The organism is Streptomyces gottesmaniae (genome assembly GCF_031845845.1).
GTDB classification, from domain to species: domain Bacteria; phylum Actinomycetota; class Actinomycetes; order Streptomycetales; family Streptomycetaceae; genus Streptomyces; species Streptomyces akebiae.
Genome location: NZ_JAVRFJ010000001.1, coordinates 392,140 through 412,981 on the forward strand (window position 1 = coordinate 392,140; position 20,842 = coordinate 412,981).

At 70.1% G+C, this 20,842-nt stretch carries 23 protein-coding genes and 1 pseudogene; 10 read left to right on the top strand and 14 right to left on the bottom strand.

The window, feature by feature from the left end; translation table 11 throughout:
- Positions 1–93 precede the first annotated feature (93 nt).
- The gene (gene hppD, locus RM704_RS01635) at positions 94–1,299 is read left to right on the top strand and encodes a 4-hydroxyphenylpyruvate dioxygenase (protein ID WP_033527710.1); all 1,206 of its coding nucleotides are present in this window, start codon (positions 94–96) and stop codon (positions 1,297–1,299) included.
- A 136-nt stretch (positions 1,300–1,435) separates the two neighbouring features.
- Here hppD and RM704_RS01640 read toward each other — a convergent pair whose 3' ends face one another.
- From RM704_RS01640 to RM704_RS01655, 4 genes are read right to left on the bottom strand one after another with little or no spacing between them, the layout of a single operon-like run.
- Positions 1,436–2,044, bottom strand: a complete 609-nt coding sequence (locus RM704_RS01640; protein WP_311588853.1) for a TetR/AcrR family transcriptional regulator C-terminal domain-containing protein — start codon at positions 2,042–2,044, stop codon at positions 1,436–1,438.
- A 5-nt stretch (positions 2,045–2,049) separates the two neighbouring features.
- Positions 2,050–3,183 (bottom strand): NAD(P)-binding domain-containing protein, encoded by a 1,134-nt coding sequence (locus RM704_RS01645; protein ID WP_052146072.1) that lies wholly within the window; start codon positions 3,181–3,183, stop codon positions 2,050–2,052.
- Positions 3,173–3,925 carry a CE1759 family FMN reductase gene (locus tag RM704_RS01650; protein ID WP_052146061.1) on the bottom strand — a complete coding sequence of 251 codons (753 nt, stop codon included), beginning with the start codon at positions 3,923–3,925 and terminating at the stop codon, positions 3,173–3,175. The genes RM704_RS01645 and RM704_RS01650 overlap by 11 nt, the downstream gene beginning before the upstream one ends.
- Before the next feature lie 49 nt (positions 3,926–3,974).
- The gene (locus RM704_RS01655; RefSeq protein WP_033527709.1) at positions 3,975–5,162 is read right to left on the bottom strand and encodes a CE1758 family FMN-dependent luciferase-like monooxygenase; all 1,188 of its coding nucleotides are present in this window, start codon (positions 5,160–5,162) and stop codon (positions 3,975–3,977) included.
- A 184-nt stretch (positions 5,163–5,346) separates the two neighbouring features.
- On the opposite strand from RM704_RS01655, the gene RM704_RS01660 reads away from it, so the two are divergent.
- On the top strand, positions 5,347–6,297 hold the full coding sequence (locus RM704_RS01660) for an NmrA/HSCARG family protein (RefSeq protein WP_033527708.1): 951 nt from the start codon (positions 5,347–5,349) through the stop codon (positions 6,295–6,297).
- Between the two features lie 166 nt (positions 6,298–6,463).
- On the top strand, positions 6,464–6,931 hold the full coding sequence (locus RM704_RS01665; RefSeq protein WP_078937145.1) for a MarR family winged helix-turn-helix transcriptional regulator: 468 nt from the start codon (positions 6,464–6,466) through the stop codon (positions 6,929–6,931).
- A 126-nt stretch (positions 6,932–7,057) separates the two neighbouring features.
- Here the strand turns inward: RM704_RS01665 and RM704_RS01670 are convergent, their stop codons facing one another.
- Together RM704_RS01670 and RM704_RS01675 are read right to left on the bottom strand one after the other, a co-directional pair.
- Complete coding sequence (locus tag RM704_RS01670) at positions 7,058–7,429, bottom strand: DoxX family protein (RefSeq protein ID WP_033527707.1); 372 nt, start codon at positions 7,427–7,429, stop codon at positions 7,058–7,060.
- A 100-nt stretch (positions 7,430–7,529) separates the two neighbouring features.
- Complete coding sequence (locus tag RM704_RS01675) at positions 7,530–8,030, bottom strand: carboxymuconolactone decarboxylase family protein (RefSeq protein WP_438828877.1); 501 nt, start codon at positions 8,028–8,030, stop codon at positions 7,530–7,532.
- Between the two features lie 114 nt (positions 8,031–8,144).
- Here RM704_RS01675 and RM704_RS01680 point away from each other — a divergent pair, with 114 nt between their 5' ends.
- From RM704_RS01680 to RM704_RS01695, 4 genes are all read left to right on the top strand, one after another.
- Positions 8,145–9,131: a pirin family protein gene (locus tag RM704_RS01680; RefSeq protein WP_033527706.1), complete on the top strand. Its 987-nt coding sequence runs from the start codon at positions 8,145–8,147 to the stop codon at positions 9,129–9,131.
- A 21-nt stretch (positions 9,132–9,152) separates the two neighbouring features.
- Positions 9,153–9,491 (top strand): GNAT family N-acetyltransferase, encoded by a 339-nt coding sequence (locus tag RM704_RS01685; RefSeq protein WP_033527705.1) that lies wholly within the window; start codon positions 9,153–9,155, stop codon positions 9,489–9,491.
- A 14-nt stretch (positions 9,492–9,505) separates the two neighbouring features.
- Positions 9,506–9,964 (top strand): MarR family winged helix-turn-helix transcriptional regulator, encoded by a 459-nt coding sequence (locus RM704_RS01690; protein WP_033527704.1) that lies wholly within the window; start codon positions 9,506–9,508, stop codon positions 9,962–9,964.
- A 193-nt stretch (positions 9,965–10,157) separates the two neighbouring features.
- Positions 10,158–10,589: a tetratricopeptide repeat protein gene (locus tag RM704_RS01695; protein WP_033527703.1), complete on the top strand. Its 432-nt coding sequence runs from the start codon at positions 10,158–10,160 to the stop codon at positions 10,587–10,589.
- A 521-nt stretch (positions 10,590–11,110) separates the two neighbouring features.
- Here the strand turns inward: RM704_RS01695 and RM704_RS01700 are convergent.
- Complete coding sequence (locus tag RM704_RS01700; protein WP_107072301.1) at positions 11,111–11,812, bottom strand: DUF4142 domain-containing protein; 702 nt, start codon at positions 11,810–11,812, stop codon at positions 11,111–11,113.
- Positions 11,813–12,144: 332 nt separating this feature from the next.
- On the opposite strand from RM704_RS01700, the gene RM704_RS01705 reads away from it, so the two are divergent.
- A complete protein-coding gene (locus RM704_RS01705) occupies positions 12,145–13,122 on the top strand; it encodes a trypsin-like serine peptidase (protein ID WP_033527702.1) in 978 nt (325 codons plus the stop codon).
- Between the two features lie 207 nt (positions 13,123–13,329).
- Positions 13,330–13,695, top strand: coding sequence for a hypothetical protein (locus RM704_RS01710; protein ID WP_033527701.1), 366 nt, complete (start codon positions 13,330–13,332; stop codon positions 13,693–13,695).
- An 84-nt stretch (positions 13,696–13,779) separates the two neighbouring features.
- On the opposite strand, the gene RM704_RS01715 is transcribed toward RM704_RS01710, so the two are convergent.
- The 6 genes from RM704_RS01715 to RM704_RS01740 all read right to left on the bottom strand — a co-directional run bounded on the left by RM704_RS01715 (position 13,780) and on the right by RM704_RS01740 (position 19,145).
- Complete coding sequence (locus RM704_RS01715) at positions 13,780–13,911, bottom strand: hypothetical protein (RefSeq protein ID WP_311588872.1); 132 nt, start codon at positions 13,909–13,911, stop codon at positions 13,780–13,782.
- Between the two features lie 7 nt (positions 13,912–13,918).
- A complete protein-coding gene (locus RM704_RS01720; protein WP_157856706.1) occupies positions 13,919–14,638 on the bottom strand; it encodes a hypothetical protein in 720 nt (239 codons plus the stop codon).
- Positions 14,639–15,349: 711 nt separating this feature from the next.
- On the bottom strand, positions 15,350–16,036 hold the full coding sequence (locus tag RM704_RS01725; protein WP_033527699.1) for a class I SAM-dependent methyltransferase: 687 nt from the start codon (positions 16,034–16,036) through the stop codon (positions 15,350–15,352).
- A gap of 174 nt (positions 16,037–16,210) precedes the next feature.
- Entirely contained in the window at positions 16,211–16,798 is a 588-nt protein-coding gene (locus tag RM704_RS01730; protein ID WP_033527698.1) for a hypothetical protein, read from the bottom strand.
- A gap of 185 nt (positions 16,799–16,983) precedes the next feature.
- Positions 16,984–18,420: an FG-GAP repeat protein gene (locus tag RM704_RS01735; protein ID WP_033527697.1), complete on the bottom strand. Its 1,437-nt coding sequence runs from the start codon at positions 18,418–18,420 to the stop codon at positions 16,984–16,986.
- A 428-nt stretch (positions 18,421–18,848) separates the two neighbouring features.
- Positions 18,849–19,145, bottom strand: a complete 297-nt coding sequence (locus tag RM704_RS01740) for a hypothetical protein (protein ID WP_311588877.1) — start codon at positions 19,143–19,145, stop codon at positions 18,849–18,851.
- A 175-nt stretch (positions 19,146–19,320) separates the two neighbouring features.
- On the opposite strand from RM704_RS01740, the pseudogene RM704_RS01745 reads away from it, so the two are divergent.
- Positions 19,321–19,638 (top strand): annotated as a pseudogene (locus RM704_RS01745) (MmyB family transcriptional regulator); the annotation flags it as partial.
- A 60-nt stretch (positions 19,639–19,698) separates the two neighbouring features.
- Here the strand turns inward: RM704_RS01745 and RM704_RS01750 are convergent.
- Positions 19,699–20,469, bottom strand: coding sequence for a carbonic anhydrase (locus tag RM704_RS01750; protein WP_033527696.1), 771 nt, complete (start codon positions 20,467–20,469; stop codon positions 19,699–19,701).
- Positions 20,470–20,842 lie beyond the last annotated feature (373 nt).

Sequence of the window (20,842 nt, forward strand, 5' to 3'; positions counted from 1 at the left end):
AACAGCCCGGAAGGTGACTGTTGTGCAGGTGCGGGGGGTCGGTGTCTCCTGACCGCCACACGTTGCAGACAGGCACGCCGAAAGGGACGACGCATGAGTGTGGAAGAGACCCTCACGAGCCAGGAACGTCTGGCGGAGCTCGACCTGCAGCAGCTCAAGCAGTTGGTCGGGCTCGTGGAGTACGACGCACAGGGCGACCCCTTCCCGGTGACCGGGTGGGACGCGGTGGTCTGGTCGGTGGGCAACGCGACCCAGGCGTCGTCGTTCTTCCAGGTGGTCTTCGGGATGGAACTGGTCGCCTACTCCGGACCAGAGACCGGCAACCGCGACCACCACGCGTTCGTGCTCCGCTCGGGAGCGATCCGATTCGTGCTCAAGGGCGGCGTCGATCCGGACAGCCCCCTGCTGGACCACCACCGCCGCCACGGTGACGGCGTGATCGACATCGCCCTGGAGGTGCCCGACGTCGACAAGTGCGTCGAGCACGCCCGCGCGCAGGGTGCGACCGTGCTGGAGGAACCGCGCGACATCGCCGACGAGCACGGCACCGTCCGCACGGCGGCCATCGCGACGTACGGCGAGACCCGCCACACCCTGGTGGACCGCTCCCGCTACTCCGGCCCCTACCTGCCCGGGTACGTGGCCCGGACCTCGGGCTATGTGAAGCCCGAGAACGAGCCCAAGCGCATCTTCCAGGCACTCGACCACGTCGTGGGCAACGTCGAGCTCGGGCACATGGACGAGTGGGTCGACTTCTACAACCGTGTCATGGGCTTCACCAACATGGCCGAGTTCATCGGCGACGACATCGCCACCGAGTACTCGGCGTTGATGAGCAAGGTCGTCGCCAGCGGGAACCACCGGGTGAAGTTCCCGCTCAACGAGCCGGCGATCGCGAAGAAGCGTTCGCAGATCGACGAGTACCTCGACTTCTACCGCGGCCCCGGCGCCCAGCACCTCGCCCTCGCCACCAACGACATCATCAGGACCGTCGACGTGCTGCGGGCCAAGGGCGTCGAGTTCCTCGCCACGCCGGAGAGCTACTACACCGACCCGGGACTGCGCGCCCGCATCGGCCACGTCCGCGTACCCATCGAGGAACTGGCCTCGCGCGGCATCCTCGTCGACCGCGACGAGGACGGTTACCTGCTGCAGATCTTCACCAAGCCGATCGGCGACCGGCCCACCGTGTTCTTCGAGTTCATCGAACGCCACGGCTCCCTCGGCTTCGGCAAGGGCAACTTCCAGGCCCTCTTCGAGGCGATCGAGCGCGAGCAGGAGAAGCGCGGCAACTTCTAGCGGCAAAGGCGCCTTTCGACGCGACGCGGACCACGGCCGAACCCGGCGGTGGTCCGCGTCGCGTCGTCGCGGGTGTCAACGGCCGCTCCACCGTGGCCACTTCGGCGGTCGGGGCAGCGTGCCCGAGCGCCGGGCGTCACGCCTGCGGTCGGGTGAGCTTGGCGGCCACGGCGTCGAGGATCCACTCCAGGCCGGTCGCGAAGGAAGCCTCGGCGTCCACGTCCGTGCCGTCGTACACAGCTTCGGCCAGCGCCGGGAAGCGGCCCGTGGCCAGCATCTTCGTCACGTGCGGGCCGGAGGCGCGCTGCCATGCGAGCTTGGACAGGCCCGTGGCGCGCTCGGCCCGCAGATGCGCGACCTCGCGCCTGATGGCGCCGGTGAAGTAGGCGCTGACCGTCTCCACGGCGCGCATGACGGTGTCGATGTCGGCACGGCCGACCAGGGGGGCCAGCGTGGCCTCGGTGACGGCGAGGGCGTTCGGCCCCAGGGCCGGGCGGCCGCCGAGCAGGTCGGCCAGCCACTCGTGCCGGAGAGCGGCCCGCTGCCCCCACTGGGGGCGGGCGCGAACCTCGCGATGCTGGACGGCGCCGAACTCGCCGAGGCCGTCGCCGCTGCTTCCGGCCCCGGAGACCTGGACGAGGCCGTCCGCGCCTTCGAGGAACGGATGTGGGCACGGGCCATCCAGTCGTCCTGACCACCGGGCGCGAGAGCGCCGCCGCCCCCGGACGGGAGATGCGCCGAACACACCCCTCAGTCCGCCACCGCCACGAGTCGGCCCGATCCTCCTCGCGGGCCCTCCCACTGCCGGAGCAGGCTGTTGACAGCCTGACGCCCCGCGCGGTTGGAGCCCACGGTGGACTGGGACGGGCCGAAGCCGACCAGATGAACGCGCGGTTCGCCGGCCACCTGGGTGCCCCGCATGGTGATCCCACCGAACTCGTTGCGCAGCCGCAGTGGGTCCAGGTGCGCCAGCGCGGCCTTGAAGCCCGTGGCCCACAGGATCGCGTCGACGGTCGTGAAGGAACCGTCCGCCTCGCGCACACCGCCGGGTTCCAGCGCGGTGAACATGGGGCGACGCACGAGGGCCCCGCGCTCCTTCGCCGCCACGGCGTACGGGGTCCAGCCCAGGCCGGTGTACGAGACGACGCTTCCGGTGGGCCTGCCCGCCGCCACGTCGTCCGCGACCCGGGCGATGATCCGGCGGCCTTCGACCTCGGGGTCGAACCCGCCCTCCCGGAAGACGGGTTCGCGCCGCGTGTACCAGTACGTGGTGGCCACCCGGGAGATCTCCTCCAGCTGTTGGAGGGCGGAGATGCCACCGCCGACGACGGCGACCCTGAGGCCCGCGAACCGGTCGGCCGAGACGTAGTCGTGGGTGTGCAACTGGAGCCCGGTGAAGCTCTCCTGCCCCGGGTAGCGGGGACGCACGGGGTTGGTCCAGGTGCCGGTGGCGTTGATGACCGCCCGGGTGATCCAGGTCCCCGCGCTCGACTCCACGGCCAGGTCACCGTCGGGGCGGCCGTCCAGCGGCCGTACGGCGCCGACGGTCACCGGTCGCAGGATCGGCAGGTCGGTCGTCTGCTCGAACGCGGCGAAGTAGCGCGGCACGGCCGTACGGCTGGGTTCGTCGGGGTCCACCGGCGGCTGCGGGAAGTCGGGCAGGTCGAAGATGCCGTTCACGGTGTTCATCCGCAGCGACTCCCAGCGGTGCCGCCACGCCCCGCCGGCCGCCGGTTCGGCGTCGAGCACCACGAAGGTCCGAGCGCCGTCCGGGTCAGTCGGAGCGCCGGTGAAGCCGCGCCGCTTGAGGTGGTAGCCGGCCGAGAGACCGGACTGCCCACCACCTATGACCACGACGGTCGCGCGCCCGCCGTCAGTGTCCATCGGGCCGCTCACCACCCTGCGGGAGCGCGCTTCCGCCGGTGGCGAGACGCATGAGGTCGGTGCCGAAATCGACGTCCTCCGCAGACCGCTCCGCCCGTGTGGCGTTGCCACCGAACCGGTGCGAGTAGCCACCCCAGTTGCCGTCGGCCATCTGCCGTCCCGCTCCGCTGCGCACCAGTACGGAGAGCTCCTGCGCGGCCCGGGAGATCCGCTTGCCGAGGTCGGTCGACCCCCAGTCCTCCGGGGCGGCGTACAGGGAGGTCGGCACGGGGATCGCCCGGAGGAAGGCGAACAGGGGCCGGAGTTGTTCGTCGACGACCATGGCGTGCCGTCCGCTGCCACCCGTGGCGGCGACGACGACCGGCCTGGCGATCAGCAGGTCGTTGTCGATCAGATCGGCGAACGACTTGAACAGGCCGCTGATGCCCGCCTTGTAGACCGGGGTGGCGGCGATGACCGCGTCGGTCGAGGCGAGCAGTTCCATGACGGACTGCACCTGCGGGGTGAGCATGCCGGTCACGATGCCCTGGGCGATGTCGGTGGCGAGGGGAGCGAGATCGATCGAGCGCACCGTCGCCGACGTGCCGGACTCCCGGAGGGCGTCGACCGTCCTCTGGGCTGTGCGGTCGGCGAGCAGCCGGGTGGAGGAGGGGTCGCTGACACCGGCGGTGACGACGGCGATCGTCACCGACGCCGAAGCCGAAGCCGAAGCCGAAGCCGAAGCGGGGGAGGGGGCGTTCATACGGGGCTCCTTGTCGGTGCCGTACGGGTGGGGCGGTGGGCGCCGGCCGTCAGAAGGCGGCCGGGAAGTCGGCAGCGACGGCCGGGTCGCTGTCCAGGTACGGCGAGGTACCGGACAGGTTGTCGCCGCGGTTCGGGTTCGGACGCGGCCTGCGCGGCTCGGCGTCGCCGTACTTCGCCTTCACCAGGGACGCATGCGTCGGAGCGTCCGGGACGCCGGGCTTGCGACGGGCCGCCATCTCCTCGCGCAGCACCGGCACCACCTCGGTGCCCAGCAACTCGACCTGCTCCAGCGCCATCTCCACCGGCAGTCCGCCCGCGTCGACCGCGAACAGTTGCCGCTGGTAATCCCCGAAGCCCTCTTGGAAGGTGAGGACCTTGTCGATCACTTGCTGCGGGCTGCCGACGGTGAGGGGCGTGGCGGCCATGTAGTCCTCCAGCTTCATGCCGCGGAAGAGGGGGTGGTGCTCGAAGTAGGGGCGGTAGGTGTCCACCGCGTCCTGGGACCGCTCGGCGATGAAGGCCATGCCGCCGAGGCCGACGATGGCCTGTTCCGCGGTGCCGTGGCCGTAGTGCTCGTACCGGCGCCGGTAGAGGTCGACGATCGGCTTGAAGTGGAAGTTCGGTGCCAGGATGTGGTTGGCGAAGAACCCGTTGCCGTAGTACGCCGCCTGTTCGGCGGTCTCCGGGCTGCGGATGGAACCGTGCCACACGAACGGCGGGACGTCGTCCAGCGGGCGCGGGGTGGAGGTGAAGCCCTGCAGCGGGGTGCGGAACTGTCCTTCCCAGTCGACGACGTCCTCGCGCCACAGCCGGTGGAGCAGGTTGTAGTTCTCCAGGGCGAGCGGTACGCCCTGGCGGATGTCCTTGCCGAACCAGGGGTAGACCGGGACGGTGTTCCCGCGACCGAGCATCAGGTCCAGGCGTCCCTTGGCGACGTGCTGCACCATCGCGTAGTCCTCGGCGATCTTGACCGGGTCGTTGGTGGTGATCAGGGTGACGGCCGTGCTCAGGATGATCCGTTCGGTCAGGGCCGCGATGTGCGCGAGCAGGGCCGGGGGAGAGGAGGGCACGAAGGGCGGGTTGTGGTGCTCGCCCAGTGCGAAGACGTCGAGCCCCACCTCGTCGGCGCGCCGGGCGACCTTGATGATGTTGTCGATCCGCTCGGCCTCGCTCTGGGTCTGACCGGTGAGCGGGTCGGGCGAGATGTCACCCACGCTGAAAATGCCGAAGTGCATCGTGAACTCCTCGGGTCTACGGGACCGCATGCAAGGGTGAACAAGATGATACGTCATCTATTCCTTGCTTCCGGACCCGTTGAGGCGCCCGGGGCGGCCAGGGCGATTGTCGGTTGACGTGTCAACGGACACCTGCTTTAGTTGATGCGTCAACACAATTCTCTCCTCGACAGGGGTAGCTGGCATGAGTGACAAGAAGGTCATCGCGGTCGCCGGAGCCACGGGCGCACAGGGTGGCGGTGTCGCGCGGGCGATCCTGGCCGACGCGGACTCGGGCTTCACCGTGCGCGCGCTGACCCGGAACCCGGACGCGCCCGCTGCCAAGGAACTGGCCGAGCTCGGCGCGGAGGTCGTACGGGCGGACTTCTACGACGAGCCGTCCGTGCACAAGGCGTTCGAGGGGGCGTACGGCGCCTTCCTGGTCACCAACTTCTGGGCGCACGGCTCGGCCGCCAAGGAGATCGAGGAGGTCGAGGTCCTGGTCCGGGCGGCCGAGGCCGCGGGGCTGCGGCACGTGGTGTGGTCGACGCTGGAGGACACCCGCGAGCTGCTGCCGCTGGAGGACGAGCGGATGCCCGTTCTCCAGGAGAAGTACAACGTGCCGCACTTCGACGCCAAGGGCGAGGCCAATGAGTTGTTCCGCCGGGCCGGGGTGCCGACCACCTTCCTGAACACCACCTTCTTCTTCCAGGGCTTCCAGTCGATGATGGGCCCCAAGCGGGGCGAGGACGGCGTGCTGACGCTGACCCTGCCCCTCGAGGACGGCAAGCTGCTGGCCGGCGTCGATGTGAACGACATCGGCCACACCACACTCGCCATCCTCAAGGACGGCGACCGCTTCATCGGGCACACCGTCGGACTGGCGGGCGACCACCTGACCGGCGCGCAGTACGCGGAGAAGATCGGGGCCGCCATCGGCGAGCCGGTGCGCTTCCAGGCCGTGCCCTACGACGTCTTCCGCTCCCTCGGCGTTCCGGCGGGCGACGAGATCGGCAACATGTTCCAGTACTACGGCGACTTCGACCAGGAGTTCACCGGCGCCCGTGACCTGGACGGAATCCGGAAGATCCATCCCGCGCTCAAGAGCTTCGACGACTGGCTTGCCGAGAACGCCGCCGGCATCCAGGTGGGCTGACCCGACGTCCCACCCGCCTGCTCGCCCCACCCGCCCCACCCGCTCCACCCGTCATCCCGGCAGGCCCGCCCGGCCTGCCGGGATGACGGCGTTTCGCTTTCGCGCACCGGGCTCGCACCGGAGTCCAGGCATTCGATGAACTGTCAACTACGTTTACACTCTCTTCATGGGAGAGACAGTGCGATGGCTGACGCCTGAGGAGCAGCGCGCGTGGCGCGGCTTCGTGCGGTTGCATGAGCGGCTCGGCGGCCGCCTGGGGCGCCTGCTGCAGTCGGAGTCGAATGTGTCGGCCGCGGACTTCGCGGTGCTGGTCCATTTGACGGACTCGCCGGACGGACGGCAGCGGTACCAGGACCTGGCGCGTGCGCTGGAGTGGGAGAAGAGCCGGATGTCCCACCACATCGCCCGGATGGCCGGTCGGGGCATGGTGGTGCGGGAGGAGTGCGCCGAGGACGGGCGCGGGGCCTACGTGGTGATCACGGACGTCGGTCGGGCGGCCATCGAAGCAGCCGCCCCGCGTCATGTCGAGGCGGTGCGTGAGCTGTTCATGGACCATGTCACGCCGGCCGAGCTGCGGGTCCTGGCCGAGATCTCCGAACGCGTCATCGGCAAGCTGGACGAAGACCAGGCCTGACCGGGCCTGGTCTGGGTGAATCTCCCCGACCGGAGGTGGCCCCCCGGCTGGAGGATCCGGCCGACCTGACGGGGGAGCGGTGACCACCGGTTCGGTGGACCGGCCGCCCGCTGGCCCGCGCCGCGCTCACATGGCCAGTCCCAGCGTCACCGCGGTGGCCGCGGCGAGGAGCAGGAAGGCGACAGGGCTCAGGGCGTTGTTGCGGGTGCTCGGGTCGGCGTAGTCGCCGGCCTTGGTGTGGAAGCCCACCGCTCCGATCATGGTGACGACCATGCCCAGGGCCGCCGCGATGCCCAACGGCTGCCAGGAGAGCCCGATGACCAAGCCGACGGCTGCGGCCACCTCGGCCACGCCTATGAAGCGGACGAGGCCCGCGCTCAGGCCCATGTGGGACTGGAGCGCCGCGGGTACGTCGCCCTTCAGCAGAGCCTTGGGCGCACCCGCGGCGAGCGAACCGAGGGCGAGAAGCACGCTGAGAACGGCGGCGGCGATGTACATGGGTCGAGTCCTTCCGAGGGGGCCATGCCGGAGTGGCAGGCCACACGTGATGGTTGATGCATCAACGCCGCAGCTTAGAGAGCAGTGGATGACTCGTCAATCAAAACTCTGCGGAGTCCGAACGGGGTGCCTCTATGGGATGCCCGCTCATGATGGAGACGCGATTGAACGCGCCGATGGTGATCGCCACCCAGATCACCGCCGAGATCTGGTCCTCGGTGAGGACCCGGCGGGCGCCTTCGTACGCGGCCTCGTGCGCGGCGGAGTCGGTCGGATCGGTCGTCGCCTCCGCCAGCGCCAGCGCCGCGCGCTCCACGGGGGTGAACAGGCCGGTGTCCCGCCATGCCGTCAGAACCCCCAGTCTCCGCGCCGACTCGCCCGCGCGCAGCGCCCTTCGGGTGTGCAGGTCGAGGCAGTAGGCGCAGCCGTTCAGCTGGGACACGCGGAGGTTGATCAGCTCCACGGTCGTACGGTCGAGGCCCGCCTCCGCGGCCGTCGCACCCACCGCCTCCGAGGCCCTCACCATGGCCCGGAAGGCCTCGGGACTCTGCTTGTCGACGAAGATCCTGCGCGGTGCGGATCCGTCGATGTGCTCGCTCACTTCACGTCTCCCGGGTGGGCCGGCGTCGCACGCCCTCTGCGTGCTGTAGCCACCGGACCGCTCTCGTGGCATCATAGTTGATGTGACAACTAGAAGGTTGGAGAGGGATCCCCGGTGAGCAACGTGGAAGTGGAACCCGCGGCACTGGCGTGCGGATCGACCGTCGAGGGCGACCGCTCGGCCCATGGGCCACGGGTCGAGGTGCTGTCGGCGCGTGACGTGCCCCTGGGCGGGCCCCGCGCCCTGCGCGTACGCCGGACGCTGCCGCAGCGCGCCCGCACGCTGATCGGGGCCTGGTGCTTCGCCGATCACTACGGCCCTGTCGACGCCGGTGTGACGGGCATGGACGTGCCCCCGCATCCGCACACCGGTCTGCAGACGGTGAGCTGGCTGTTCAGCGGCGAGATCGAACACCGCGACACCCTCGGTACGCACGCCCTCGTCCGGCCCGGTGAGTTGAACCTCATGACCGGCGGACACGGCATCGCCCACTCGGAGGTCTCCACCCCGGACACCTCCGTCCTCCACGGCGTCCAGCTGTGGGTGGCGTTGCCCGAGGAGCACCGGAACGCCGCCCGCGACTTCCAGCACCACGTGCCCACCCTCGAGCGGGTCGACGGGGCCGAGCTCAAGGTCTTCCTCGGGTCGCTGGCCGGCAGCACGTCGCCGGTGCGGACCTTCACGCCGCTGCTCGGCGCCGAGATCGTCCTCGAACCGCACGCGACCGTCACTCTCGCGGTGGACCCCGCCTTCGAGCACGGGCTCCTCGTGGACAGTGGGGACGTCCGCCTGGCCGACACCGTGCTGCGACCCGCGGAACTCGGATACGTCCCCTGTGGCGCGCACACCCTGGCCGTGGTGAACGAGTCGGACGCCCCGGCGCGCACGATCCTGCTCGGCGGCCCTCCTTTCGAGGAGGAGATCGTCATGTGGTGGAACTTCATAGGCCGCAGCCACGAGGACATCGTCCGGGCCCGGGAGGAGTGGCAGGCGGGCTCCGACCGTTTCGGCGAGGTCGAGGGCCATCCCGGACCCCGTCTTCCGGCCCCCGCCCTGCCGAACGCCGTCATCGCGCCGCGTAGCAACCCCCCGCGCCGCTGACCTTCGTACGAAAGGCATTGCATGAGTGAGTCCTCGGCCGACCGGATCGTCCAGCGGGCGGACGCCGAACGGCTGTACGAGATACGTGTCGACGGCCGACGCGTCGGGCTGACGGCCTACCGGAACCGCGGCACACAACGCGTCTTCTTCCACACCGAGGTCGACGAGGCGTTCACCGGCCAGGGCCTGGGCGCCGAGCTGGTCCGGTGGGCGCTCCTCGACGTGCGCGAGTCCGGACAGCGGATCGTGCCGGTCTGCCCGTACGTGGCCGCGTACCTCAAGCGGCACGACGAGTTCGCCGACATCGCCGACCCGGTGACGCCGGACGTCCTGACCTGGCTGGAGGGGGAACTGCGCTGACGAGGGAGTCCCGAGTGACCGACACGCCACCCTGGCTCAGCCCGGCCGAGCAGCACGGCTGGCGTCGCTTCGTCCGGATGCGGGAGAAGCTCGGCGAGCGGCTCTCCCGCGCCCTGCAGGCGGAGTTCTGCTTGTCCGCCGCCGACTACCGGGTGCTCGTCCATCTCGTGGACGCGCCCGGTGGCCGTCTGCGCCCCTCGGACCTGGCCAGGAGTGTGGAGTGGGAACGGAGCCGGATGTCGCACCAGGTCGCCCGCATGGTGAAGCGTGGTCTGGTCGGCCGGGAGGGGTGCCTCAGGGGCGGCCGCGCCGCGTTCGTGGTCATCACCCCCGAGGGGCGCACGGCGATCGCGGAGGCGGCGCCCCGCCATGTGGAGACGGTCCGCCGGCTCTTCGTCGATCTCCTCACCCCGGACGAACTCCGGACGCTCGCCCGCGTGTCCCACCGCGTGATCGAGCAACTGGAGAAGTGACCTCGCGGTCGGCGGGCGAGCGGGTGGGTGGGTGGGCGATCTGAGCGGGCGGAATAACCGGACGCGGGAACGTGCTGCACAAGGGCTCCCGGCACTTGGCCGGTGTGCACGTGGCGTCCGTCGTGCCGTTCGACAGCGGTACGCCGCACTCCGGACCGTGTGAAGACGCGTCCGGGAAAGGGAGGAAGGGACCATGACCGACGACTTCCAGACGTACCCGGCCACCGGTGGGGTGGCGCCCGACCGGTGGGCCAGCGCGCTGCACCTGTTCGACAACGGCGTCGGAGTGCCGCACGAGGAGACCACCGCCGAGCGTTGGGAGCGAGCCCAGCTGCTGTTCGGCGCGCGGGACTACATCGGTGCCGCGAAGCTGCTCGTCGACGTGGTCGAGGAGGTCCCGGAGCAGACCGGCCCCCGGCTGCTGCTGGCCCGCGCCTACTACCACTCCGCGCAACTGCGGCGCGCAGAGGACCAGTTGAGGGTGATCGTCGAGCGCGACCCGGTGGAGCACTACGCCCATCTGATGCTCGGACGCACCCTGCAGCGCCAGGGACGCCAAGGCGAGGCGGAGCCCTGGCTGCGGATGGCCGGTGCGTTCGCGGGCGAGTTCCCCGACAACGAGTGAGCGGCACGGCGGACGACCGAGGGGTGGGGGCCCGGCGGCCCGGGGCCCCACCCCTCACGCCTGTGGAACGGGCCGTGAAGCACGGGGATTCGGCGCCGATCCGGTGGACGACGGTCACCCGCAGCGTCTCCCGGGGCGCCGACCTGCATGATTGTCCGCAAGGTCGTCGGGGGAGGGCTCTGCCGACGGTCGGCGTGCTGCCGCCGCGTAACCGTGCCGGTGTCACTCCTGGGCGCCAGGTAGCGGCCGACCGTCGGCTCAGCTCCCCCACCTCGATCATTGCACAGTGCAAAGATGGCCGCCAGGGGGCCGAGCCCGTTCGCACAGCCTCTTCACGTGCCCCCTTGGGGACGGGTTGCGAGGAGACTGTGCGGTGGAGCGCCGTGAGCCCCCGTGAACCGCCATGAGCCGCGGTGAGCCGCGGTGGGTCGGCTCAGGCGAAGGGGCGAGCGGTCGACCCACGCTCATCAGCCGGTGAACGGCTGCCGCTCCGACGTCGGCACGGTCGGCCGACGTGTCCCCTACTTGGGGGCCACGTCCTCCTCGACCTCCTGGAAGGTGGAGGCATCGACGAGCCCCGTGTCCTCCAGGACCTCCATGTGGTCCAGGACGGTCTGGTTGGCCTGACGGGCGTGGCGGCGGATGAGGTCGTTCTGGGTCGCTGCCCGGACCTCACCGATCGTGGCGAAGATCTTGCCGTGCGAGGCGCGAAGGACATTGGCGAAGAGCTTGTCGAACTCCTCGCCCTGCGCGTTCTCCAGATTCCGGACCCACTGCTGCTGTTCCTCGGTGGCCTCGTCGGGGATCTCCACACCGAGGATCTCGGCGTCCTCGCGCACGAGCTGGTCGAGTTTGCTGTGCCCGTCGATCAGATGGTCCCCGGCCCGCTTGACGGCCTCGCTGGACGCGTGGGTCTGGGCGAGCCGGCCGGCGGGGATCTCCCAGAGTCCGGCCTGACGTACCTTCGCGAGGAACTCGCGGTCCACGTCGGTCACGGTCAGGTCGGCGCCGTTCCGGCCCGTCGCCGCCTGTCCGGCGCCGCCACCGGCGACATGGCCGCCGGTGTGCTGGGCCTGGCCCGCGACGGTCGGGCTGGCCGAGGCTTCCTCACTGCCCGCCCTGATCGCGATGACGGCCGCGGCTATCACGGCGCACACGGCCGCGATGATCGTGACGGTCCGCCTCGACGTCCGCGTGGGTACCGCGTGTCGGTTCGCATGCATGTGTTCTCCCGGTCGGGTAGAGAGTGGTTCCTCCAGGTCGGTAGGAGCGGACACCTGTTGCGGCTGGCACGGCACGCAGTGAGAGGTACGCGTGAGGACGCCGAGATGTTCAAGGGGCGGTCACCAGGCGGTCGGTGAGGGTTGGACTTCGCAGCCACCCCGCCGACCGCGCAACTCACCGGACCCCTCGAAGAACCGCACATATGCGTGCCCGAATCGGTTCAGGGGTTGATTTCGCGCCCATTGTGACGTGTACCTGTCCAAGTCGCGGGCGGGGTGGCACTCTGCGTTGCGCGAGTTCGTCCTCGTCCCCCACCGCACAAGGAGTACGCGTGAGAGACATACGCCGCTCGTCCCGCTCCCCGCGCAAGTCCCGCCCCGTCTTCGCCGCCCTGCTCGGCGCCGCCGCGTTGCTCGCCACCGGCGTGTTCGCCTCACCCGCCGGCGCGGCCACGGCCACCGCCGACCCCGCCTCGTTCTGGACCGCCGAACGGATGCGCCAGGCCACCCCGCTGGATCTACCGACCGTGGACCGAACCCAGGTGACATCCCCGTCCCTCGCCAAGGGCCAGGAGAAGACCGTCGCCCCGACCCTCCCGGGCGTCCTGAACGAGGCCGGAGTGCTGGCCTTCCCCCACAGCGGTGGGCCCTGGACCGGCGGTGGAGCCGTGGTGTCCACGGCCGGACGGGTGTTCTTCACCTACCAGGGCCGGACGGCCTCGTGTTCCGGCAACGCCGTCACCAGCTCCAACAAGAGCACCGTCATCACCGCCGGGCACTGCGTGAAGCTGGAGGGCTCCTGGCACACCAACTGGGTCTTCGTGCCCGGCTACCACGACGGACAGGCCCCGTACGGCAGGTGGAGTGCCACGAAGACACTGGCCACCCCGCAGTGGACCGCGAGCGAGGACATCAACTACGACGTCGGCGCGGCCGTCGTCGCCCCGCTGGACGGCAAGCTGCTCACGGACGTCGTCGGCGGGCAGGGGCTGGCCTTCAACACCGGCTACAACCAGGCGATGTACGCCTTCGGCTTCCCCGCCGCCGCTCCGTACGACGGGGAGAAGTTCATCTACTGCAGCGGAACCACCAACCGTGACTTCCTGCTCTCCAACGACCACGGCATGAACTGCAACATGACCGGCGGATCCAGCGGAGGCCCCTGGTTCACCCAGTTCAACGAGTCCACGGGCACAGGACTGCTGTCGTCGGTGAACAGCTTCAAGTACAACTTCCTGCCCAACCGGATGTACGGGCCGTACTTCGGCACCGACGCTCAGAACCTCTACCAGACCGCGCAGTCGTCCTGACCGTCAGTCGGTTCGACGGACACACGGCTTCGCGCGGGGCAGGTGACGGGCTTGCGCGGTCCTTGTGACCGCGCAAGCCCCTCCCGTGCGTCGGCGTGGGTTTCCTTCCCGTCGGGCCGGCCGGCTGTCGGAGACTGGGGACCGACGGAGCCGCTGTCAGCCGATGGCTGTCACGTCGGAACCGAGGACGAGGGAGGGGCGGGGCCCATGGGCAGCTACGTGTCGGTCAGAGGGTGGCTGGAGTGTGACGAGACACAACTCGCCGCCGTCCAGCAGATCATCGCCAGGCATGACGACAACCACTACACCCATGGATGGGGAACACCGCGGCAGCACGTGAACTGGACCCACTACGTCTTCTACGGCGCCGACATCCGTGAGTCGGCCCTGGACTGGTTCGCCGACCAGGTCAGAGCGATGGCTCGGCTTCCCGCGTCCGACGCGGACGGAGACCTCGTCCAAGGTCTGTTCCTGGTCGGCCATGAAGTCGAGGGGGCGACCGAATGGCAGGTCCGCGACGGCCGACTCTTCACCGCGCCGGCCGACATCAGACACCGGTACCTCGACGAGTAGGCCGGATGCCCGGTGGCGGGCCGGTCCCGGTCCGGCCCGCCACCGGGCATCAGTGATCAGCGGGCTGAAACGGCCCGGCGGAGGTCACCGCTGTGGGGTGACGGCCGCCGCGATCGTGTCGATGGCGCCGCTGCCGTCGGCCAGCTGCGCCCCGTTCCACGAGCCGTCCACCCACCGGACGTTGTGGAACACCTGGCCCCCGACCAGCGTCAGCACGTGCAGGTCACCGTTCGGGGCGGTGGCGGCCGCGACCCTGCTGATCAGACCGTGCCGTCGGCCACCTGCGCCCCGGTCCACGAACCGTTCGCGTACCGCGCGTTGTGGAACACCCGGCGACCACCGTCAGCACATGCACGTCACCGTTGAACACCCCGGCTGCGGCGAGGTCGGTGACGGCGCCGTTGCCGTCGGCGAGTTGGGCGCCGTTCCAGGAGCCGTTGGCGTAGCGGATGTTGTGGAAGACCTTGCCCTGGACGAGTGTGAGTACGTGGAGGTCGCCGTTGGGGGTGGTGGCCGCGGCGACCTTGCTGATGGCGCCGTTGCCGTCGGCGAGTTGGGCGCCGTTCCAGGAGCCGTTGGCGTAGCGGATGTTGTGGAACACCTTGCCCTGGACGAGTGTGAGTACGTGGAGGTCGCCGTTGGGGGTGGTGGCCGCGGCGACCTTGCTGATGGCGCCGGTGCCGTCGGCGAGTTGGGCGCCGCTCCACGAACCGTTGGCGTACCGGAGGTTGTGCGACATCTGTCCGCCGGCCACCGTCAGCACATGCATGTCACCGTTGGACGCACCGGCCTCCGCCGTGTCGGTGATGGTGCCGCCGGGGTCCGAGACGTTCGCCCCGCTCCAGGAGCCGTTCGCGTACCGCAGGTTGTGGAACGCCCGGCCACCGACCGTCGTCGTCACGTGCAGGTCGCCGTTGGCCGCCTGCACTCCGTTGGGCTTCACGTAACCGGAGATCAACAGGCTGTCGGCGCCCGAACGTGCGGTGCGGGGGTCGATGACACGGCGCGCGACCTTGTCGCCGTAGTTGCCGTCGACGGTGGTGATGGTGCCGTCGCCGTGGACGGCCGTGACGAGGGAGACGTGACCCGCTGGAGTTGGCGGGGGTTCCGTAGACGGCGATGTCCCCGGGCTCGGGGTCGCCGACCCCGCCCGCGGGCCGGCTGCTGAAGAGACCGCGCTGCTGGCCCCAGAGCCCGACCCCACGGGCCACGGCCGTGTCGGGCACGGGGGACACGCCTGCGGTTCTCCATACCCAGGAGGCGAAGTAGGCGCACCAGGGTGTGGTGGTGCAGGGCCCGTACTTCAGGCACGAGCCGTTGCTCTCCGCATGGCCGACCTCCGCCTCGGCAATGGCGGCGATCTGGGCCCGGGTGGCGGCGTGGCTGGTGCCCGCCCCCATGACGAGGGCCGCGGTCATCACGGCGAGTGCGACGGCCAGGTTGACGACCAGCCGGGCTGTACGGGCGATGAGGGCGGCGTGCGTGGGGGAGGGTGAGGGTGCGGTGGTGAGTACGGCTGCGGAGGCGGGCTTCAGGCCCGTTGTTGTGGTCATGCCCGCAGCCTCCGGTGCGGCCCTTCAGCATGCCTGCAGCGGCTCCGCAGCAGCCCTTCAATCTCACCTCCGGGTCACCGCGAGCGCGGTGACGGAAGTGGTCAGCGCAGTCGGCGTACGCGTAGCACGAGGTCGTCGGTGTGGTGCGCGCCCGCTCCGCCGTCGGGTGCCAGGCGGGGCCGTTGTTCGTCGACCTCCACCACCCAGTCGTCGTCCAGGAGTTCGGTGACCATCGAGGGCCAGACGTAGTCGGCCGGGTCGAAGCCGCTCTCGTGCGTCTGCTGGGTCTGCATACCGGCGTGGTGGACGAGCAGCAGCACACCGCCTGGCGCGACGGCGGCGAGCAGGGCTTGTTCGGCTGCGGCGTCGGGTGTGCGCAGCAGGGCTGGGTACTGCGCGGAGACCAGATCGAAGGAGGCGGACGGGAGCGCTGCCCGCGTGAGTTCGGCGTGTACCCAGTTGACGGTGAGGCCGGCGTCGCGCGCGTGTCCGGCCGCGCGTCGCAGTGCCACGCCCGAGACTTCGAGCGCGGTGACGTCCCAGCCGCGGCGTGCGAGCCAGAGGGCGTCCGCGCCCTCGCCGCAGCCGACGTCGAGGACGCGTCCGGGGGTGAGCGAGGCGGTCTCGGCCACGAGTGCACCGTTGGGGCGGCCGCTCCAGAGCTGCTGCCGCTCGGCGTACCGGCTGTCCCACTCCGCACGCACCGCCGGATCGCCGGTGTAGCCGCCCCCAGGCGAACGGAACTCGGACTCGGACACGGATGCTCCTCCTGCGGTGTTGTCGGTCATGGGACCACCGTTGCCCACCGCCTCCCGGACCGGCCACTGTTGTTGCCGATCCGGCAAAACGAGTTCGCCAGTGTGAGCGTCCGAATGGTCGAGTGTCCTGGGGGCGGCGCGCCGGACGTCCCCGGCAGCGCAGCGGCTCAGCGTGCGAGCGACGTGGGCCCCGGCCTCGGGCTGTCAGTTGAAGATGTCCAGGAGGTCCGGCCAGGAGCCCGTGTCGTCGGCGGGGCGGGGCCGTATCGGGCGCGGGTCCGGGTAGGTCTCCCTCGCGGCCCTCGCGCGGACGATGTCGGGTCCGCCGCACGCCTCGACCGCGAAGGCGCCGAAGACTGTGGCGAAGGCGGCCGGGTCGCGGAACTCCACGCCGAACGCCCGGCCGTCCCGCAGCGGCACCCACACCACCCGCTCGAACCGTGTCCATTCCAGCACCGGCTGGTCGTCCGCGGTCGAGAGCCCCTCCAGCCACAGCCGCGCCACGTGCAGCAGGTTCACCTTCTCCATCGGCAGTCGCTTGCGCCGCACCCGCAGTTCACGCGCCGTCAGCTCGACGCGCTGGTCCTTCTTGGGGTACCAGACGACACCGACCCCGAACGGCACCCACAGCAGGATCCCGATCAACGGCCAGACCAGAGCGTCGCCCCACGACCGGAGCAGCCCGCCGTCCAGCAGGTACAGGGCCCCGAAGACCAGAACCCACTTCGTCGTCATCCGCCAGAATCCGCTGCCCTGCCGGTACAGGACCCGCCGCTTCCCCGTCATCGCCATGCCGACACGCTATCCACCGCCGCGCGGCAGCCGGCGAGCGCCCTACTCCGCCGGTGCGACCACGAGGCAGGCCCGCCGGCCGTGTGGTCCCTGTGCGCCTTCGGTCAGGGACCACATCGCGCTCGGTGCTCTAGGGGTGTTTCGAAAGTCCCGCACAGCACCCGACACGACTTTCGAAACACCCCCTAGTGGCCCAGGACTTCGCCGTACTTGATGGCCCCGTGGGGCAGTGCGAAGCCGAACGGGGTCAGTGACTTACCCATCGGGTACGTCTCCTCGGCGCTGGTCGGCACGAACCAGACGCCACCCGACCTGGGTTCACCGGCGTTCTCCCCGGGTGCGCTCACCGCCGTGTCCCACAGGCCGTCGCGGTTGTAGTCACCGACGGCCACCTGGGCGCCGAAACGGTCGCCGGCCTCGGCGGCGCCGGGCATGTTCGGGGTGCTCTGGCTGCGGGCGAGACCGCCGTGGAGGCCGTTCTCCGTACCGTTCAGGACGACGTATCCGCCCGCGTCCTTCACGGTGCCGACGTCCTCACCGGGCACGCCGACCACCAACTCCGGGCGGTCGTCGCCGTTCAGGTCGCCGGCTGCCAGCGCGGCGCCGAAGTCGTCGCCGTCCTCGGCGGCACCGCCGACCTCCGGGTTCGACTGCGTGATGCACTCGCTCTCGGCGCCGAAGTTCGCGCTCTTCGAACCCTTGAGCAGGAGCAGCGCCCCGCCGAGCCGGTCCGCGCAGTGCGTCGTCTCCGACTCGGGATTGGGCTGTACGAGGCCGACCGCGAGGTCGTCGGTGCCGTCCCGGTCGAAGTCGGCGGCGGCGAGAGCGCTGCCGCGGTCGGCGTCGGCCCACCACTGGGCGGGCGTGGCCTGGTCGTCCCAGCGCGTGATGAAGGTGCCGGAGTCCTCCAGGCCCTTCCAGGTGGTGGCGAGATCGTCCCGGCCGTCGCCGTCGAAGTCGCCGGTGGCCAGGTCGCGGGTGATGCCGCCCATGCTGTACCTGCGCACAGTGGTGGGGGTCACCGGGTCGGCGGTGAGCGGGCCCGGGCGGAACCGGAGCGCGCCGTGCTCCTCGCCGTTCTCGCCGTACGCGAGGTCGGTGTCGCCGTCGCCGTCGTAGTCACCCGTGGCGATGGTGTGACCGATGCTGCTGTACTCGGACGTTCCCCGGACCACGGTGGTGCCCTTGATGTTCCACTCCGAGTCGTCCAGGACGGTGATGGTGCCCTCGTCCTTGAACTGGTCGGAGGTGAGCGACTCGCCGCTCGCGCCGACGACGAGCTCGAAGGTGCCGTCGCCGTTGACGTCGACAGGCGCCACGGCGGAGCCGAAGCGGTCGCCCGCCTCGGGTGTCCCGGGTATGCCGGCCTCTGCCTGGCTGATGACGCCGGTGGACTGATACGGGCTCTCCGAGCCGCCGTAGATCACGCTGACGTAGCCGGCCTTCGCCTTGCCGTCCACGGTGGCGTCGGGCATGCCGACCGCGATGTCGACATAGCCGTCGCCGTTGAAGTCGAACCGCGCAGTCGACGCGGCGGCGGCACTCCCGGCGAGCGGCAGGGTCAGGCCGGCTGCGGTGAGTGCCGCCACGGCGGCGGTGGCGGCCAGGGTGCGTGCGCGCACGGTGAGCTCCCGTAGTCGAAGAAGGAAATGAGGGCCAAGGTGTACGGGGGTGTGACTCACGAGGTGTACGAAGGGTTGTGTGAAGGTGGCCGTCGGGGCAACGCGACCTACCTCGGTGCGAGTTCGCCCACGGCTGCCGCACCACCTCGTGCCAGCACGCCGCGCCTGCCGCCCGCCCGCGAAGGACTTCCGGAGCACTTCCCGTCAGGCGCACGCGTGACCTGAACTCGCTCTGGAAAAAGGGCCGTTGAGCGCATCGGGCTGCCAACGTTCAACATGCCCGCGCTGCGGCGACAGGTGCCCACGCCCAGCGTGTCGTACCCGATCGACCTCTTCGCCCTGGCCGGTGAGCGATGACCCGGCGCCCGCCGGCCCCGGCGGCGCCCGCGATGTGCAGCGACCTCGCAGACCGCTCTCGCAACCTCAGCTCAACAGGCGATGACGTACCAGACCGGAGTCCAGAACACGTCGTTCCGGTTGGGGGCGTCGATGGAGAACATCCAGGCACCGTTCACGTGGTAGAAGTGCGACCTGGTGCCAGGCGTCTGGTTGTTGTGGAGCGAGCCCCAGCCCACGAGGTTGGGCAGGGTGTATGTCGTGTTGCATGTGGTGTAGTCGCATCTGTTGCCGTTCCCACCCTTCCCGCACACGTAGTAGTACGCGCAGTTCAGCGAGGCGGCGACCGCCCCCGACCGGGCTGCTTCGGGAACGACGGCGTTCTTCATCTGGGCCGCCGTCAGCGACGGCTGCCGGGCGTCCTCGGAGGTGAAGTCCCGCCCCGCATCCAGTGGTTGATGGGTTCCATCACGCTGTCGGCCGCCTTCGTCCGACAGCCGCACCACCGACAGACGCGGCCGTTCGAACTTCGCCCGCTACCACTTCCTCGACGCCGGCTCACAGGCGTTCTTCGTCGACTGGGACGCCGGCGCCGCCGCCACGGTCGCGTTGCTGCGTGCCGAGGCAGGCCGTGAGCCGCATGATCGGGCCCTGCGCGAGCTGATCGGTGGACTGTCCACGGTGAGCGCCGAGTTCCGCACCATGTGGGCGGCACACGACGTCCGCATCCGCCACGAGGGCATCAAGCGGCTGCATCATCCTGAGTTCGGCTTCCTGGAGCTGACCTACCAGTCCCTGGAACTGCCCGTGTCCGACCGGACCGTGCACGACCTCAGCCTCTACACCGCCGAGCGGGCAGCACCTCCGAAGCACGCGCGGTGAACGTCCGGCCACGGTGAGAACCGGACGGCCCGGCAAGCCCGGGCGGAACAGCGACTCGGGTCAGGAGGAAGGGGCTCCTGTGAGCGTCTCCACGCGACCGGTGTCGAGCGAGTAGTAGGCGCTGACCACGCTCAGGTCGCCTCGCTTCACCAGGGGAGCGAGAGCGGTGTTGGACCGCAGGTCGGCGGCGGTCCGGTTGGCGTGGGCGCGGATCATCGCGTCGACGGGGTCGGCGTGCTTGGTCTTCGCGATGTCCTCGTAGGCGGGGCGCAGGGCCTCGACGATCGACTGCAGGTTGCCCGGCAGGTCCTCGTCGTCCTTGAGTGCCTTGTACGCCGCCTTGATCGCCCCGCAGTTCTGATGGCCGAGGACGACGATGAGCGGGGAACCGGCGGTGAGGGGCCCGTACTCGACGGAGCCGACGACCACCGGCTGCACGACCTGCCCACCGGTGCGTATCACGAACAGGTCACCTATGCCGGTGTCGAAGACGAGCTCCGGCGGCACGCGGGAGTCGATGCACGAGACGATCACGCCGTAGGGCTTCTGCTCGCTCGCGACGGCCGCCCGCCGGGCGGGGTCCTGGTCGGGGTGCTGCGGTTTGCCGCTCACCCAACGCTTGTTGCCGTCCAGCAGCCTGTCGTACGTCGCCCGCGCGGTGTCGGGCCGGGGACCGGCGTTCGGGGCGGGCGACGCCACCCCGAGGTTCGCCGCCTTCGCCGTGTCGGCACCACCGGTCTTCGATGAACAGGCGGTGAGCACGGCCGCGGAGGCCGCCGCGAGTCCTCCGGTGAGAATGGCCCTGCGTTGTGGCCGCACAGCGTTACCCATGAGTCTGCCCCTTGCGTTCTTGAGCGGAATCCGCCCGGGGGCCCGGCAAGCGTGGGTACGCCGTCCTCGGCTCCCTGCTCCCGTTCTCCCAGGCGGAGTTGGTGATTCCACCTTCGGGGGAGGCCGGTTAGCGCCCGTCCAACGCTTGTGCAGCGCAGAGGAAGGGCCCGTGCAAATCACGCCATGTGGCAGGGAAGAGGCGTGCTCGGGACCACACCGCCACACCGCCACACCGTCGTGAGGCTTGTGCACCCACTCCCGCCGCTGAGACGACAGCAGCCTCGTGCTGATCACCGTCACCGAAACCGGCACTGAAACCGACACCGATGCGGGGCGCGTGGAACGCCGTCTGTCGGCGTTCGGGTTGTCCTGC